The organism is Telmatocola sphagniphila (genome assembly GCF_018398935.1).
GTDB lineage: Bacteria > Planctomycetota > Planctomycetia > Gemmatales > Gemmataceae > Telmatocola > Telmatocola sphagniphila.
In genome coordinates this window covers 1,145,586-1,162,938 of sequence record NZ_CP074694.1, presented here as the reverse complement: position 1 = coordinate 1,162,938, position 17,353 = coordinate 1,145,586, and the positions used below count along the sequence as shown (strand labels likewise).

At 52.3% G+C, this 17,353-nt stretch carries 14 protein-coding genes; 13 read left to right on the top strand and 1 reads right to left on the bottom strand.

All coding sequences use genetic code 11. The features are described from left to right. Nucleotides 1-14: 14 nt before the first annotated feature. The gene (locus tag KIH39_RS04960; protein WP_213498160.1) at nucleotides 15-932 is read left to right on the top strand and encodes an SGNH/GDSL hydrolase family protein; all 918 of its coding nucleotides are present in this window, start codon (nucleotides 15-17) and stop codon (nucleotides 930-932) included. 3 nt (nucleotides 933-935) lie between these two features. On the opposite strand, the gene KIH39_RS04955 is transcribed toward KIH39_RS04960, so the two are convergent. Next, on the bottom strand, nucleotides 936-2,201 hold the full coding sequence (locus KIH39_RS04955) for an FG-GAP repeat domain-containing protein (RefSeq protein WP_213498159.1): 1,266 nt from the start codon (nucleotides 2,199-2,201) through the stop codon (nucleotides 936-938). Between the two features lie 283 nt (nucleotides 2,202-2,484). On the opposite strand from KIH39_RS04955, the gene KIH39_RS04950 reads away from it, so the two are divergent. The 12 genes from KIH39_RS04950 to KIH39_RS04895 all read left to right on the top strand — a co-directional run bounded on the left by KIH39_RS04950 (nucleotide 2,485) and on the right by KIH39_RS04895 (nucleotide 17,351). Next, the gene (locus KIH39_RS04950) at nucleotides 2,485-3,291 is read left to right on the top strand and encodes a MotA/TolQ/ExbB proton channel family protein (protein ID WP_213498158.1); all 807 of its coding nucleotides are present in this window, start codon (nucleotides 2,485-2,487) and stop codon (nucleotides 3,289-3,291) included. Between the two features lie 71 nt (nucleotides 3,292-3,362). After that, nucleotides 3,363-4,574, top strand: coding sequence for a hypothetical protein (locus KIH39_RS04945; RefSeq protein ID WP_213498157.1), 1,212 nt, complete (start codon nucleotides 3,363-3,365; stop codon nucleotides 4,572-4,574). Continuing rightward, the gene (locus KIH39_RS04940) at nucleotides 4,571-5,965 is read left to right on the top strand and encodes a VWA domain-containing protein (RefSeq protein ID WP_213498156.1); all 1,395 of its coding nucleotides are present in this window, start codon (nucleotides 4,571-4,573) and stop codon (nucleotides 5,963-5,965) included. The genes KIH39_RS04945 and KIH39_RS04940 overlap by 4 nt, the downstream gene beginning before the upstream one ends. Nucleotides 5,966-6,109: 144 nt before the next feature. Continuing rightward, on the top strand, nucleotides 6,110-7,276 hold the full coding sequence (locus KIH39_RS04935) for a hypothetical protein (protein WP_213498155.1): 1,167 nt from the start codon (nucleotides 6,110-6,112) through the stop codon (nucleotides 7,274-7,276). A 56-nt stretch (nucleotides 7,277-7,332) separates the two neighbouring features. Next, nucleotides 7,333-8,115 (top strand): sulfite exporter TauE/SafE family protein, encoded by a 783-nt coding sequence (locus KIH39_RS04930; protein WP_213498154.1) that lies wholly within the window; start codon nucleotides 7,333-7,335, stop codon nucleotides 8,113-8,115. A gap of 253 nt (nucleotides 8,116-8,368) precedes the next feature. Next, the gene (locus KIH39_RS04925; RefSeq protein WP_213498153.1) at nucleotides 8,369-9,022 is read left to right on the top strand and encodes a cytochrome c3 family protein; all 654 of its coding nucleotides are present in this window, start codon (nucleotides 8,369-8,371) and stop codon (nucleotides 9,020-9,022) included. Further along, a complete protein-coding gene (locus tag KIH39_RS04920) occupies nucleotides 9,019-12,450 on the top strand; it encodes a TAT-variant-translocated molybdopterin oxidoreductase (RefSeq protein WP_213498152.1) in 3,432 nt (1,143 codons plus the stop codon). Before KIH39_RS04925 ends, KIH39_RS04920 begins: the two co-directional genes overlap by 4 nt. Further along, a complete protein-coding gene (locus KIH39_RS04915; RefSeq protein WP_213498151.1) occupies nucleotides 12,450-14,453 on the top strand; it encodes a quinol:electron acceptor oxidoreductase subunit ActD in 2,004 nt (667 codons plus the stop codon). Before KIH39_RS04920 ends, KIH39_RS04915 begins: the two co-directional genes overlap by 1 nt. An 8-nt stretch (nucleotides 14,454-14,461) precedes the next feature. Further along, complete coding sequence (locus tag KIH39_RS04910) at nucleotides 14,462-15,274, top strand: c-type cytochrome (RefSeq protein WP_213498150.1); 813 nt, start codon at nucleotides 14,462-14,464, stop codon at nucleotides 15,272-15,274. Next, nucleotides 15,274-16,527, top strand: coding sequence for a hypothetical protein (locus KIH39_RS04905; protein ID WP_213498149.1), 1,254 nt, complete (start codon nucleotides 15,274-15,276; stop codon nucleotides 16,525-16,527). Before KIH39_RS04910 ends, KIH39_RS04905 begins: the two co-directional genes overlap by 1 nt. Nucleotides 16,528-16,601: 74 nt before the next feature. Further along, nucleotides 16,602-17,063 carry a hypothetical protein gene (locus KIH39_RS04900; protein WP_213498148.1) on the top strand — a complete coding sequence of 154 codons (462 nt, stop codon included), beginning with the start codon at nucleotides 16,602-16,604 and terminating at the stop codon, nucleotides 17,061-17,063. 27 nt (nucleotides 17,064-17,090) lie between these two features. Beyond that, on the top strand, nucleotides 17,091-17,351 hold the full coding sequence (locus KIH39_RS04895; RefSeq protein WP_213498147.1) for a cbb3-type cytochrome oxidase assembly protein: 261 nt from the start codon (nucleotides 17,091-17,093) through the stop codon (nucleotides 17,349-17,351). Nucleotides 17,352-17,353: the final 2 nt, after the last annotated feature.

Below are 17,353 nucleotides of genomic sequence, written 5' to 3'. Positions count from 1 at the left end.
AACCGGAGACACCTATGCGTTGGTTTTTCAGTCTGGCATTGATCTTTCTAACGTCCGTAGGCCATGCGGCAGATCGAAAGAGAGTCGTTTTCGTAGGCGACAGCATTACTCAAGCGGCGGGCTACGTTTATTTCATCGATGCCTATCTATTCGCAAAACAGCCGAATCTCGAATTCGAACTTATCAATATTGGCTTATCTAGTGAAACCGTTTGCGGCTTATCCGAAAATCCCCAACCGCGACCTAATGTGAACAATCGGCTGGCTCGAGCCCTGGAACTTCTCAAGCCGGACACCGTTTCGATCTGTTACGGCATGAACGACGGAATCTACCAGCCTTACGATGTGAAGCGATTCGAAGCCTATCGCAAAGGCCTTATGGAAGGTGTGGTCGATCGCTGTGAAAAGGCAGGTTCCAAAGTGGTTCTGCTTACCCCCTTCCCGTTCGATCCCGTTCCGGTGGCTCAAAAACTGGTGAAAAAAGATGCCCAGAATATCGGCTACGGTCGCTTTTATGAAAAGTACGATGACGAAGTTCTTCAAAAATATGCCGATTACATTTTGAGTCAGCAGTCCGATTCCCGCAAGGTAGTCGATATTCACAAGGCCCTCAAGGATTACGTCGCGGAGAGGAGGAAGATGAAACCTGATTACACGGTGGCTGGGGATGGGGTGCATCCGAATTTCGAAGGTCATCGGGAAGCCGCTCGTGTGATTTTGAAATCTTTCTTTCCCAACGATGTCGAGGGCATCGATTCCTTTCTCAATACCGTTGAAAAGGATCGAAAAGACTGGTTCAAACTCGTTCAGAAGAGATCCAAGCTGATGGCGGATGCCTGGAGAAATGTGACTATGAATCCAAAGAGTGAAGTGCCTGCTGAAGTCATGAAGCAGGCGGCCGCACTCGAAAAAGAAATCCGAGCACAAAAATAAGAATTATTTTCCGGTCTTATTCCAATAGATCCGCATATTCTTGGTGGCTCGGCCCACTGCGATGATTTCCGGCCGACCATCGCCATCGAGGTCGGCCACAATCAAATCTTCCACCGCGATCCCGCCTTCATCGAGAATTGTCCGTCTCCACTTCGTAGCCGCCGCATCCTCAGGCTGATAAATTCTCACGCCACATTTCTCGGAAAATTTGTCCTCTTTGTTCGGATTATCTCGAACTCCTGCGACAAGAAACGGCGAATCCGCGCCTAGAAGATGACCGAATTTCACGGCATGCCCCCAGCGCAGATGATCATCTAAAATGAGTCGATTTTTCGTGGAGTTCTCAATCTGAGTCGCGGAGGACGCTGTCGGCGGATACACGACCACTTGATTGCCATGCCAGGGCTCAATGGTAGCGATTATCGCTTTGCCGCGGCCGTCCCTATTCGCACCGTCGCCGCCTTTTAATAGAAAGAGGGCGATTTCGCTAGAGCCCCGATTACTTTTGAGATTGGCTTGATTACCGGGATTGAAATTTCGCTTGACCCAAGATCCATCTTTAGTGGTGCGAGTGAATAGACTCACTCCTTCATAGCTCGCGGTGGCAATCCGCAGCGAGTTCGGAGCAACCTCCTCAAACGCGAAATTGTGAACAACGTGTAATTCTTCGGAGATCACATCCGCTTTCCAGGGCCCTTTTTGCGGATCTTTCGGAATTGGAAAAGATAATAATCTCACTGGCCGGCCATCCATCCAGTTTGCTTCCCGACTGGAGTCGCGGCCCATCAAAGGTGCGAGCACGATACCAGGTTTGTGGCCGGGATACAAATTGGGTATCACCTTCACCCGATGAACAGTAGGCTCTTCGCAAATGGGGAACATTTCCCACTCTTGATTCAGATTTTTGGGCTGTTTTAGCCAGTGCAAAGTCCCGCCACTTTTCGTATTGAAGGGAGCCCAATCGGCTCCGAGAATCAAATCGATTTTACCATCCCCATCGACATCCCAGGCGGCGATACAGACGTTGTCCGGCCGAGTTTTGCCGGTGAGTATCGTGTGCATCTTCCAAGTCGGGTTTTCAAACCAGATCACGCGATGCTTGTCGACCACCACCAGATCCGGTTTACCGTCGCCGTTGATATCCGCGGCAATTACGGCATAACCGATCGAGAGATCTCGAGTAATTTCCTGCATCTCGAATCGGGGAGTTTGCGCGGCTGAGGAAGCTCCGTGTAGCAGGAGCAGACAAACCAGGAGAGATGGCTTCATGTTAAGTCTTTCCGACGAGTGAAGCAGGGTAGAGTTCTCGTTATGCTACTCTAAACTAATATTCAGACTAGCTCTATCGGTAGGAGCCGGAAAGCGGAGCATTTCGTTTCTCGGGAAATGCAATTTCGTTCTATTGAATGCTTGAACTTACTTGACCGCTCGGTGACAATGGTAGAGATTTCAAAATATGAACCCGATCGAAACGAATAACGGTCAACGAGTCATTAGACCGTAAGTATTATTGCCTTCAAAGCAGGTAGTCGCTTACAGGAAGTTAGACCTCATGAGTGTCAAGCAGTCCCGACGCCCCCACAGAGAGTGGCTGTGGTTTCTTTTATCCATTCTCATTGTAGGCGGCATAACGATCCCACTTTGGCAGTACTTCCAGCCCGCCGAAAGCACGGCGGCCTATTGGGCCAAGTGGAACAAGGAACGCGTGGCCAGGTTGCTCCTGGGGCCAGAACAAATACTTTGCTACCTCTGCTTCGTCTGGTCCGGTCTGCTACTCCTGCAGCGCTACCAGGAATGCCTCCGTCAACGACAGGCATTTTCTCTCGGTCTGCTCCCCACCGAGGAAGGTGTAAGAGTGCTTCCCGAAGATGGCCGGCCGCTCTCGCGCCGCATCGATTCCATAACTCGAGGAAAGCCTTTTATTCTTGCCAAGATGATTCAACTGGGGTTGAGCAAGTTTTCAATTAGCCGAAAAGCCACCGATGTGGGTGAGGTGGTAAGGACTCAAACCGAAGTCGAACAGAATCGCATGATTTCCAGCATGGGAATTCTGTCCTATCTGAGTTGGGCCATCCCGGCCATCGGTTTCCTGGGAACCGTACGTGGCTTGGCCGGCGGAATGAGTAAAGCAGGCAACCAGCGCGACCCCGATTTCATCAAACAGGTGACTGATCAGCTGGGAATTGCCTTTGACTGTACCTTTGTGGCACTGGCGCTGAGCGTTGTGCTCATGTACATCATTCACGTCGTCCAGCGAGCGGAGGAGTTACTTTTGATCGATTGCCAGCAGTACTGTCAAGAACATCTGTTATTGCGACTTTACGATCCGCAACCCGAACTCGCGGAGAGCGTCGAGTAATTTGCAGACGATATGTCCTATGGAAGTTAGCGATTCGATTTGAACTGATCACTCCATCACGGAAGTCCAGCATGGCGTTATTCAACTGGGGTCGACGGAATGGTGCGGAGAAATTATCCGGCGGAACGGACAATCCGCATGGCTACGATTTGACCGGCAGTCGATTGCTGGTCGGTCGGATTAAAGGGGAAAAACTGGAAACCCCTTTTCTCGAGGAGCAAAACCCGAGTCTACCTTTAGCGTTGGGTCTGGGAAATCGACGGATCACATTCGGTCGCAACGCGCTGAAAACTTGCAAAAAAAATCCGCATCTGATGTGCCTGAACTTACTCGCGGAATTGGGGCAGAAGATCGAATGGCGGAGCGACTGGCATCGTCTTAATCCGGAAGCGGCCTTAAGTGTGTGGGTAATAGATTTCAAGCAAAGATTGCAGGGAAATCGGCCCGGTCTTTGGGCCCTACCCAGCTATCTTTCGGAAGCGTCGACGCGAATGCTGCAATCGGTGTTCGCGAAAAATCAAATTGAAGTCAATCCGTTTTACTTACCCGAGTTGGCACTGGTTGCAGACCGGGTGCATACCCTCTTTCAAACCGATCTGCCAAGCGATGAACCGGAAACTGGAAGCTGGCACCCTTCGAAGCAAACCAAACGGAAGACGACTGAAAACGCGGTCGTTCTGATTCTGCAGGCGGACTATCATGCCTTGACCGCAAGCCTCGTCCGGGTCGATCACAATGAAGCCAAACTGATCGCTTCGATCCACCTCACTAAATACAGCGAGCGCTTCTGGATTGAACGATTGATCAATGGACTTTCGGATCGCTGCGTCCGGATCTGTCGTCGCGATCCTAGAGATTCTGCCGATTCCGAACAAATGCTCTACGATCAGATCGAACCTATGCTCGAAGGGGTTCGCTTCGGCCGCAAAGTCACCGTCACCGTTCGGGCAGAAACTTGGTATCAGGATCTGATTCTGGGCGAAGAAGACCTGACACTGCTGGCAAAGCCGCTTTCGAATCCCTGTGTCTCGACGCTGGTCGATTGGTTGCAACGTACACTTCCCGAGGAAATGCCTTCGGAAGTCTGGCTACGGGCTGAAGCTGGTCGTCTGCCGGGTTTGGCCGTGGGGCTTCATCAAAATCTGGCCGAGCAAACTCGAGTGCGTATTTTACCGGCCGATGCCGTGGCAGGTGCCCTCGTTCGCCTGGCCAGTCAGGCTCCTCCGCCCGGCCCTACCGACCGCATCCGAGAAAAGATACCTCTTATCGGGAGCGCCTCATGAAAATCAAACACAAGGCTCCCGGATTCGTCAGCATGTGGATGCTCGACGTATTCTGCTGTGCTTTAGGATGCGTCACCCTCCTCTGGTTGCTGAAAACCCGAGACGCCAGCCTCGCCTGGGATCAAACCCAGACCGTTCAAGCGGAATTGCTGGAAACGCAGCTTAACCTGTTTGATCGCAACGTGGAAGCCATGCGTCTTTCCGCGGACATCGAAGAATTGCAAAAAAATCTCGCTCTTACCAATGAGCAGAAGACGGAAGCCAACGCACAACTCGCTCTGGTTCGTAAAGAAAGGGACGAAACCGAAAAAAATCTGGCATTAGCCCGCAAGGAGTTCGAGGATCAGGCGAAAAATCTCGCGACGGTGAAGGATGTAGCCGAGAAAAATGCTCGCAATCTGGCTTTGGCAGAGAAAACTGCGAAAGATGCGGAGGCTCTCCTCAAGAGTCGACGCGAAGAAGCCGAAACCCTCGCGAAAAAATCCACCTCTCTCGAAAAGGATCTCGCCAAAAAGACCGCGGAGATGGCCAGTCTGACGCGCAACACCTTGGACGCCAAATCCCGACAGGAAGAGCTGGAACGGATGAATGCCCAGCTCGCCGCCGAGATTAAAGAAATGCGCTTGAGGACTGCCAACAATTCCGCATCGGTGGATGAGTTGAAGAAAAAGCTCGATCAAGCCGCCGTACAGCTCATCGATTTGCAGGGAACTAAAGCCAAGCTGGCCGACAAATTGAACAAGATGCAGATCGAAAAAGACAATAAGTTTGCCGGCATTGCTCTCACGGGGCGAAAGGTCGTTTTTCTGGTCGATATGTCCGGGAGTATGGAACGCACCGACGAAAATACGGTGGCTCCCCATAAATGGCCGATCGTCGCCGGTACCGTGGCAAAGATCATGCGATCCTTACCCAACTTGGAGAAATACCAGATCATCATGTTCTCCAATCGTTTGGTCTACCCTTTGGGTCAGTCAGGCGAGTGGCTCGATTACGAAGCGGGAAAAAGCGAGACCAAAGCAGAAGAAGCAGTTAAGGGAACACGCCCACTCGGTGAAACCAATATGTACGAACCATTCGAAGCAGCATTTCGAATGCGCAGCAAAGGACTGGATACCATTTATTTGCTTTCCGACGGGTTACCCAATGCCGGCCCGGGCTTGAGCCCAACTCAGCAGCAGGCCGTGCTATCGGAGAGCCAACTCGGCGACATTCTGGGCAAGCACATTCGCCAAACTATGAATCGCAATTGGAATCGACCCGATACTCAAGGTCAGAAAGTGCGAATAAATTCGGTCGGCTTCTTTTATGAAAGTCCTGATGTTGGGGCATTCCTCTGGGCCCTCTCCCGGGAAAACGATGGCAGCTTTGTGGGTATGTCCAAACCCTGATTTCCTGGGTTTGCCCAGACCCTCCAAATTCCAGTGCGAATTGACGTTTTCCCCTTTCCTTCTCACGACACTTCAGTTATTCCACACGAATTCAACTAAATAATTTCGCTGGACCATCAGCTATTTGGGGAAGGAGTTCCCATAATGCGAAAATGGATTATCGGGGGAATTTGCGCGGCGAGTTTATTTGGCCAGAAGAATGCCACATTCGCGCAAACCAGAAACGATCCGGGCCTACCCAGCATCACTTCGGTGGGGGTGCCTCAGGCCCCGCAGGCCAAATACCCGCTCGTACCCAACGCGGGGAATTTTTTGATTATCGTGAAATCCTATAAGGATCCGAAAGATTCTCAGAAATCCGGCTTGGAACTGGCCGAGGATCTGGCTGACTACATTAAGTCGAGCACGAAATTTAATCCCTATATTGAGATTCGAAACTTCAAGGAAAAGATAGCCGAGGAGAATCGGGTTAAAGCGGAAAAAGAGCGACTCCAGGAAGAGTACCGGAAGCTCGGCGTCAAACCGGACGGCAACAAAATTTCTGTAAAGCGAACGCATATTGACGTGGAGTATGTGGTACTCCTGGGCCCCGCTCGCTCGCCCTGGAAAGACATGGAATCCGCGCGACGCTGGCTGGATGAGGTTCGCAAGATCAAAACACCTCCCGATTATCTGTGCGATAAAATCGTGGTGGGAAGCGCTTCGAAGGCGCCAATTATGGATTCCATCCAGTCGCAAGTGCCTACAACGCCATTTCGAGGCGCAAGCGATATGAAACCGCTCAATCCTTTTCTACAGTCGTTCGTCGTTCGCAATCCGAGCGTCGCCTTCGATGATGCCGCCGAAAAGCTGCAAGCGGAAAAAGAGGAAATCGAAGTTTGGAAAAAAATCAACCACGGCCAGAAGTACAACGTCTTCGAATGTCGCAAGAACTATACCCTGGTAGTTAAAGGTTTTAGCGGCGGGGCGGTTTTGCAGACTGCGGATCCGCAACCTACCGTGATGGAAAAAATCTTCGGCAGTAGCCCCAAGCAGTCTCTTCTGGAAAATGGTGCGCTCCAGGCCGAGGAACTCGCCCGAGTGCTCAGTGATCCCCGCGTTAAAATAGGTCTCAGGCCATTCGTATTTCACACACTGAAAGGCAGTTACGTCTGCCTCGGGGAGTTTGATTCGGATAACGACGCGGCCATCAACGCTGCAAAAAAAACAATCATGAGCACGCAATTGCAGACCTTTGGTGGTGCGACCGATCAGAACGGAAGCCGGGATTTCAAAACTCAGCCTCTGCCTTTTCGAATTCCCGGAAGATAAGACTCGTGTAATTTTCGTATCCCTCCTTGGTACTAATTACCGGGAAGGATTTTTCATTGGAATATAGTTTTTTTACTTATCTGCTTTGTCTCGTCGCGGCCCTTCTGGCGGGGGTGATGAACTCGATTGCCGGAGGTGGGACCGTTCTCACTTTTCCAGCATTACTCACAACGATGAATCCTATACTGGCGAACGGAACCTCGACGTTCGCACTGCTGCCCGGTTCACTGGCGGGAGCGTGGACCTTCCGTGGATTTCTAGAACCCGTCCGGCCCATACTGCTCAAGCTGATCGGACCGAGTATCCTCGGGGCAGTAATTGGATCGCTGCTCGTGATTCTCTACCCCGTGCAATTCGGCGAACTTTATCCCTGGCTGATGCTACTCGCCACGCTCCTTTTCTTACTGCAGAAGCCGATCCAGCGTTGGACGGGAATTCAACATTTCCAGGCACCTTCGTCGCGAACACTCTCGTGGATCATCGGTTTTCAATTTCTGATTTCAATCTACGGCGGCTACTTCGGCGCGGGCATCGGCATTCTCATGATCAGTACCCTCGGATACATGGGATTTTCGAATATCGTGGAGATCAACGCCGTGAAGACAGTTCTGGCGTCAATCATCAATTTTGTAACGCTGATTATTTTCCTGTTCAAAGGCATCATAGTGTGGGAAATGGCGATCCCCATGTCATTCACCGCAATCCTTGGCGGCTATCTCGGGGCGGTGATTGCAAAAAAACTTTCGAAAGAAATGGTGAGAACAATCGTTATCTTCATTGGAAGCACCGTGACGATTTATCTCTTTTACAAGCAATTTTTCGCACCGACGAGCCCTTGAGCCGTCATTCCCGAATCTGAGAAAACCTTCCCATTGTTCATAATTTTAGACAGCAGCTTTTCGGTAGGCTTTCCCTCCATAGTAATGGAAGGAAGCTCTATACCAGTTAACCGTGGCGTTTAGGTTCGGTTAGAGAAAGAGCAGTATTCATATACTGTTTGAATCGCTAACGAAATCTGACAGGAATTCGGTCTCTCTATTCGAAAGATGGGGCCGAAGCTTAACCAATTTGCCTTAGAGAGGAGCGAGGAACTTGCCAGCCATTTTCTCGCGAAGCATCGACACAACAATCCGGCAAGCCGGATTGGCGGCCGGGCTTGCGGTGACTCTTTTCGTACTCGGTTTCTACTATTACGTTCAGCCCAGCTATACGCGAGTGGGCTATCAACCCGAACAACCTGTTCCCTTTTCCCACCAGATTCACGCCGGGCAACTCGGTATGGACTGCCGGTACTGTCACCAGAATGTGGAAAACTCTCCACATGCGACGGTGCCAACCAGTCAGACCTGCATGAACTGCCACAATCCTGAGAAGGCAAATGTCAAGGGTGCGAGCCCGCTGCTTTCTCTGGTTCGGGAAAGTTACCGGTCGGGCAAACCGGTGGAATGGAAGAAAATTCACAAAATTCCCGAGTACGCTTACTTCAACCACAGCGTTCACGTGGCTCGCGGCGTCGGCTGCGTCAGCTGCCACGGGCAGATCAATGAGATGAAAGTGGTTTACGAGGAAAAAGCATTGAGCATGGGCTGGTGCTTGCACTGCCACTACAACGCAGAAGTTCATCTGCGTCCGCGTGAAGAAGTGACCAACATGCTGTACAAGTCAACTTCTGATAGCGAAGGGGCTGATCTGAAGCAGAAGCTGGGGATCAATCCGCCGAACAATTGTGGAGGTTGCCATCGATGAGTCTGGAAAAGAGCAACAATTTGAAACCTTACTGGCAATCTCTGGAAGATCTGGCCGACACCCCGGAGTTTCGAGCGTTCACCAAGCAGGAATTTCCCGGTTTCGCCAATATCTATGAATCGACCGGCGAGGCGGAAGTTACTGGTGGTTTCAATCGCCGCCAGTTCATTTCGCTCTCTGTCGCTGGCTTGGGCTTGGCCGGGTTGGCTGGCTGCCGTCGACCCGACTTGCAGATTCTGCCTTACGCCCGGACCACGGACGAGAATAATCGTCCTCTCGATACTCCTGTTCCAGGCCTGCCCAGTTTCTATGCGACTTGTCAGCCTCGGCCGGGCGGCTGCATCCCGCTCATCGTCGAGAGCCATGAAGGTCGGCCTACCAAGATCGAGGGCAATCCCCAGCATCCCGCCAGCCAGGGATCAACAGACGCTTTTGCACAAGCCTCTGTCCTGGATATTTACTCCCCCGACCGATCCCGTGAAGTTCTGAATAACGGGGAAAGCAAAAGTTGGGAAGACTTCGATGCTTTCGCTGTCAACTACTTCTCGGAAGTGGCGAAGAAGCAAGGAGAAGGCTTTGCAATTCTGGCGAAAGACCTTCCTTCTCCCTCGATCCGACTTGTTCGGGAACACATAAAGAGTGTGATGCCCAAGGCTACCTGGTACGTTCACGAACCAGTGGATCTGGTTGGCCCGGCGCGCCAGGGTACTCACATTGCTTTCGGTCAGACTTTGCAACCGGTCTACCACTTCGAAAAAGCATTGCGAATCTTGTCGATCGACTGTGATTTTCTGGGAATTGAAGATTCGGTTATTCCAAATTCGCTCGGCTACGCGACCGGCCGACGAGGAACCGACGCCCTGCATTCGCACGATCACAACATTTCGAAGAAACTGAATCGACTCTACGTTGTGGAGAACGGTTTTAGCATTACCGGCTCCATGGCGGATCACCGCCTGCGGTTACCCGCCACCAACATCGCTGACTATGCGGTTGCCATCGCTAAAGAGATTGGGGCCAAAACCAGTGCGAGCTGGAAGGCTTCGGTCGATAAAGCCGGAGCCAGCACGATTCAAATCGATCGCATCTGGATCGAAGAAGTCGTCAAGGATCTGGTCGAATACAAGGGCAAAAGTCTGGTGGTAGTCGGCCATCGTCAACCGCCACTCGTACATGCTCTGGCTGCCAGCATCAACGAAGCTTTGGGCAATGTGGGTGTCACCGTCGATTATCGTCCGGTTACCGAGGAAAACAATCGCTCGATCAGCGATCTAGCCTCCGCAATGGGCAAGGGTGAAGTCAAAACTCTATTGATTCTCGGCAGCAATCCGGCATATACCGCTCCTGCCGATCTGGAATTCAGCAAACAACTCGCTAAAGTTCCGACAGTTATCCGTCTTGGTCTGTTCACCGAACCTTCGGATAAGAAAGCCACCTGGCACCTGCCAATGGCCCACTACCTCGAGAGTTGGGGGGATGCGGAAACGTCGGATGGGCACTACTGCTCGATTCAACCCCTGATCGCGCCGCTTTATAAAGGTCGCTCGGCTCTGGAGTTGCTGATTCAACTCAGCAGCTACGAAAAAGCCAGCAGCTATCTGATTGCACAAAACAAAGCCTATGAAGTCGTTCAAAAGGCTTTCACCGCCCGCTCCAAGAAAACCGAACCGATCGAGTTTCGCCGTTTCCTCCACACGGGCTTCCTGGCCGACAGTGCTCCGGCTTTCGTCAAGCCGACGATTGCAGCAACTCTTGGGGATGCCGTGGGACGCTGGAAGCCTTCGCAGGCCGTGTCCGAATCCAACATGGAAGTCTCCTTCCATCCCAGCTACAGCGTTTTCGACGGTCGTTACTCCACTAACAGCTGGTTGATGGAATTGCCCGATCCCATGACCAAGCTGGTATGGGATAACGCGGCGATCATCAGCTACAAGACTTCCAAGCTGCTTTCGGTCAAACAGGGCCAGCTTCTGAAAATCGAAGTCGGTGCCAAGTCCATCGAAGTTCCCGCTTACATCCTTCCCGGCCATGCCGACAACTCGATCTCTTTGACCCTCGGCTACAAGGGCAGCAAATCGATCGGCCATCAGCAGGGTGGGGGTGGCTTTGACGTCTATCCGATTCGCACTAGTGTTGATCTCCATTTCGCACCTGCGAAAGTGACCAAGATTACCGGTTTCTACGAGCTGGTGACGACTCAGGAACACAGCACGATTCCAGCGGAAAGAGACGAAGTTGTCTCGGAATTCACTCTGAGTGACTACGAAACTCTGGTGCTTCACAAGCATGGGGAACCCCATGGCGAAGAGCACGAAAACGGCGAGCGTCATGGCAAGGGAGAAGGTGTTCATCCAGAGCACCACGAAGACAATCCCAAACTTCGCTTCCAATACGGCTACAAAGTGGCTCGTGAACTGGACGAAAAGAAACGAATCTCGCTGGATGTTTCCTATCCCGAAAAATTGCTCGGCCACCATCAGTGGGGTATGGTCATCGACCTGAATACCTGCACCGGTTGCAGTGCCTGCGTGATTGCCTGCCAGAGTGAAAACAACATTCCGGTGGTCGGTAAGGGGGAAGTGAAACGCAACCGTGAAATGCATTGGATCCGATTGGATCGCTATTTCACGAACGTCGAACTAAACTCGAACCCGATGGAACCCGAAGGCGGCTTCGGTGACGGTATCGACGACGTTCGAGTTGTGACCGAACCGATGGCCTGCCAGCATTGCGAAGGGGCTCCCTGCGAGTCCGTTTGCCCGGTGAATGCGGCCGTGCATAGCCCGGAAGGTTTGAACATTCAGGTGTTCAATCGCTGCATCGGAACCCGGTATTGCTCCAACAACTGCCCCTATAAGGTACGCCGCTTCAACTGGTTCGATTTCAATCAACGGCAGCAAGACAGCTTGCGAGTCCCGACTTTCCTTGGCCAGATCAACTCTGACGAAGGGCTCGATACGGAAAGTTTATCACCTAAGGGAATTCCTGAAACGCTGAAGATGCAGAAGAATCCCGACGTCACCGTTCGTATGCGAGGCGTCATGGAAAAATGCACCTACTGCATCCAGCGACTCGAGCGGGGGAAGATTGGCGCCAAGGTCGCAGCCGCCAAGAAGAATTACCTCAAACCCAAGACCAAAGAAGATGCAATGGCCTGGGGTTACGATATCCGACAGATCGACGGTGAAGCCAAGATCGTCAGTCCAGACGGTCTCATTCACGTCGCTTGCCAGCAGGCTTGTCCTTCCCAAGCGATCGTATTCGGTAACGTGAACGACACCGACAGTCGGGTGTATCAGCTCAAGCAGCGAGAAGCCGATTTTCTCGTGCTGGGTTCCCGCAATACGAAACCTCGAACCAGCTATCTGCCGAGACTTCGAAATCTCAATGAAAATATGAGTAAGGTCGTCAAGAAGGAGGCCCATTAGTGAGCAGTACAGCCGAAACGGCCCATGGCAGCGGGCACTCCGGTGAGACTCTACCTCGCATCCAGTGGGTGGAACCGATCCAGCAGGATTTCCACAAGATTTCCCAGACGATCAGTTCCATCACGGAAAAGGCGCAGCCTGATTGGTGGTGGCCTGCATTTTTGATGTCCGCAACGATTTTGCTTTCGGGCGTCATGTCTGCAGTCTACCTGATCTCGACCGGTGTTGGAGTCTGGGGATCGAACATCCCGGTAGGTTGGGCCTTCGATATCACGAACTTCGTGTTCTGGATCGGTATCGGTCACGCCGGTACATTGATCTCGGCCATTTTGTTCCTGTTCCGACAGAAATGGCGTACCTCGATTAACCGCTTCTCAGAAGCCATGACGATTTTCGCCGTGATTTGCGCTGGGGTGTACCCTGGTATTCACGTGGGGCGGTTCTGGTACGCCTGGTTCATGTTCCCGCTGCCGAATGCCAACTGGATCTTCCAGAACTTTCGTTCGGCTCTTCTGTGGGACTTGTTCGCCGTTTCGACGTACTTCACGATTTCTCTTTTGTTCTGGTACACCGGTCTGGTTCCCGACCTCGCGACCCTTCGCGATCGTGCAACCAACAAGTATCGCAAAACAGTTTTCGGCGTACTGAGCTTCGGCTGGCGTGGGTCAACCCGCCACTGGCGGCACTATGAAATTGCTTATCTGATCCTGGCCGGATTCTCGACTCCCCTGGTGCTGTCAGTCCACTCGGTGGTGTCCTTCGACTTCGCCACTTCGATCATACCGGGCTGGCACACGACGATCTTCCCGCCTTATTTCGTGGCTGGTGCGATCTTCGGGGGTTTCGGGATGGTGCTTCAGTGCATGATCCCGGTGCGAGCCATGTATCCGGGCATTCGGCACATCGTTACCGAACGCCATATGGACGTTATGGCCAAGTTCATCCTTGCTACGGGAACGCTGGTGGGTTACGCCTACGCAATGGAGTTCTTCATTGCCTGGTACGGTGGGGATGTTAACGAAATTCAGACCTTCATTGATCGTGCGACCGGCAACTACTGGTGGGCTTACTGGATCATGGTGAGCTGCAACCTGTTCATTCCCCAGCTGTATTGGATGAAGTCCTGGCGTACCACTCCCTGGAAGTCATTCATCATTGTGACCTTCGTCAACATCGGTATGTGGTATGAACGGTTCGTAATTATCGTTCAATCGCTGCACAAAGATCTGCTGCCCGGTTCCTGGGGGAATTTCTATCCCTCTTATGTGGACTGGATTCAGATGTTCGGAGACTTCGGCCTGTTCTTCACGCTGACTCTGCTGTTCATCCGATTCCTGCCGATGATCGCCATGTCGGAAGTGAAGGGCGTTCTTCCCTTCTCTCATCCTCACGGGGATCATAGTCCTCAGCCTCCGGCCACACCGAAAGTGTTAGTGCCGGCGGATGAACTCGTGCTCAAAGCCGAAGGTGGCAAGGGCGTCAACTGGGGGATTGTGGCGGAGTTTAATACTCCTGCTGAAATTCGTCACGCGGCCGAGACGCTCCGGGATGCCGGATACAAGTCGCTCGATGCCTATACTCCCTATCCGGTTCACGGTATGGTTCGAGCGATCGGTATGACTCGGTCTCCCGTACCCTGGATTACCATTTGCGGCTCGATCACCGGTTTGAGTACCGCCATCATCATGCAATTCGGCTTGATGACCTGGTGGTATCCGACCATCGTTCAGGGCAAGCTGTATCGAGCCTGGGAAGCTTTTATTCCCATCTGTTTTGAATTGACAGTCTTGATCAGCGGGATCTTTACGGTTCTCGGCCTCATCGGCCTTTGCGGACTTCCGAGACTGTTCCACCCGCTGGATCAGTATCGAAGAATGTCCGCCTCGACGGACAATGGTTTCTTCCTCACTGTGGAAGCCAAGGATCCCATGTACAACGAAGCCAAGACCACGGCCAAGCTCCAGGAGCTGGGTGGTTATAACATTGCCGTAGTGGAGGCGTAAGAAACACTATGTTGCGAATGATTCTGGTTATTCTCGGACTCGCGGCCGTTATCGCGGCCATGCTCGGAGCCCGGGGACAGAAGACGACTAATCGTCCCCGGCACTTGTTCTGGGATATGAAGTATCAGGGCAAGTATTACGCGCAGTCCCAGAGCCGATTCTTCGGCGATGGACGCTCGGCTCGCATGCCCGTTTCCGGGACGGTGGCTTACTCCGGCGCCGACTACTTCGCCGATGCGGGATATCTTAAAGCCGACAACCCCGACTTCCTCAAGGAAGACGAGAACTTCTACTTCGGCTACAAGGGTATGCACGAGGTGACGGTGATCGACGAGACTCCGAAGATGGGAGCGGACGGGAAGCCAGTTCTCGAAGGCGGCAAGCCTGTCCTCGTGAAAAAAGAACGCAAGGAAATGCAGCCCAAGTGGATTACAAACATACCGCAAAGAGCCATCGACGAACTGGGCGGATGGGACAAATTACTGGCTCGCGGTAAGGAACGATACACCATTAACTGCTCGATGTGCCACGGCCTTTCCGGATATGGCGGCCAGGGAGACACAGCGGCGGGTATCGTTGGCAAATATAACATGGTCGGCATCGCCAGCTATCATCAGGATCGGCTGCGGGAAATGGCCGATGGCGAAATCTTCAACACGATCACCATGGGAAAGAACACCATGTCTCCCTATGGGCACATGACCAAGCCGATCGATCGTTGGGCGATTGTCTCTTACGTTCGAGCTTTGCAATACTCGCAGATCGCCGATAAGAGCCTCGTACCGGCTTCACAGCGCGAACAATTGGGGGTGCCTAAATAATGAGCGCAACCGCGGAACATACACTGCCGGATTCTCCCAATATGCCTGAGTCGGTCAGCGCAGGCCTTTATCAGAAGGCGCTTGCGGTGACTTTGACCGGTGCCGTACTACTGGCGATCGGCTTCATTCTCGATAGTACCGAAGGCCACAAGCAGTTTCTCTTTTCGTATCTGCACGGCTACGTCTACGCCCTGTCGATTACACTGGGCTGCCTTTTCTGGACGATGATTCATCACGTGGCGGACGCCGGATGGTCGGTCGGTATTCGTCGAAGCTTCGAGAATATCACTCGGGCTCTGCCGATTCTTCTGGTGCTGTTCCTGCCAATTGCTCTGGGATTGGGTTCCATTTATAAGGGGGCACACGCAACAGAAATTGATATTCCGGTTAGCTCCAAGCGATTCTGGCTGAGTCCGGGATTCTTCATTGCCCGCATCTGCATCTACTTCGCGATCTGGATCGGTTACTCCTATTTCATGCGAAATAATTCGCTGAAGCAGGACTCGACACGAGAAGTCTCCATCACCAAGAAGATGCAATGGTGGGCTCCCTCCGGTATACTTCTGCTAGGCTTGACGGCGACGTTCACCGCTTTCGACCTCATCATGAGCTTGAATTACACCTGGTTCTCCACGATCTTCGGCGTTTATTTCTGGGCCGGTGGGATCCGCAGTTCTCTGGCGTTGATTATTCTGATCACTTTGGGTCTCCGCTCGGCGGGATACCTGAGAAACACGATCACTCGAGAACACCTGCACGATATGGGCAAGCTGACCTTCGGGTTCACTGTATTCTGGACCTATATCGCATTCGACCAGTACTTCCTGCAGTGGTATGGCAACATGCCGGAGGAAGTTCAGTTCTTCCGCAACCGCCGTGTCGGAACCTGGTATCACATGTCGGTGATACTACCGCTCGGTTACTTCGTGGTTCCGTTCCTGATCCTGCTGCCCCGCGGCAACAAGCGTAATCCAAAGATTATGGCCTTTGTGGCATCCTGGATTCTGTTTTTCCACTGCTACGATCAATACTGGCAGATCATGCCGGAAATGTTGAAGCCAACCGTTCACGACGATCCGATCAGCGGGATACAATTCCACTGGACGACGATCGCATCGCTGCTGTTCTTCGGGGGCTTGTTGATGACCTGCCTCTTCAACGGCTGGAAAAAGGCTCCGATGATTCCCGTAGGCGATCCCCGACTGGATGAATCGATCCATTTTGAAAACGACGAGTTCGGCGATCCGAAATAAACCGGAACGCCGTCTGTGTTACGAATTTACCCCGGCGGTATTGCCAGCCGGGTTATTTTGCGAGAATCCGAGAAATGGACATCAATACGACTCCCAACAAACATGAGATTCCTTCACCCGGTTTCCCGGTGATTACAATTGTGACCACGCTGTTGCTTTTGTTCCTGTTTGCCGGTTTGATCGTTGTCATCTACTACTACTCCAACAAAATGGACGTGGCGACTCCGACCATCAGCGGTGAACAGAAACTAAAAGAATTGCTGGCTGCTCAGAAGGACATGATCAGCTCTTATGGCAACTTCGACAAAGCCACCAATACGGTTCGTATTCCCGTAGATGTCTCCGTTCAGAAAATGATCGAAGAAGGTTCCAAGAACGGGAAACTCCCGTTCCCTATGAAGCCTACTGTCAAACCCGAGCCGAAGGCCGAAACACCTCCTGCTCCCAAGGAAGTTAAAAAAGACGAGCCCAAAGACGCTAAAAAGGAAGAGCCCAAAGCCTCTTCCAAGGACGCTCCGAAGCCGGAAAAGAAGTAATTTTCGAATCGGAGGAGGTTAGATTCGATGAGCATTCCAATTGATCCGGAAGTTATCACTTCCAACGACAAGCTGATGATTTTGATCGTTACCGTGGCAAGTCTGATGTTTTCCGCCGCGATGATCATGGCCCTGGCCTGGGGCGTTAAAGATGGTCAATTTGAAAATTTCACGCGCTCGGCCCGAGCAATTTTCGATCCGGATGAGCCGATCGGCGAAACTACCGATGCGTTTCCGGGGCAACCACAACGTCGACCGTCTCAACCGGGTCGTCCTACGGCTGATTGAGG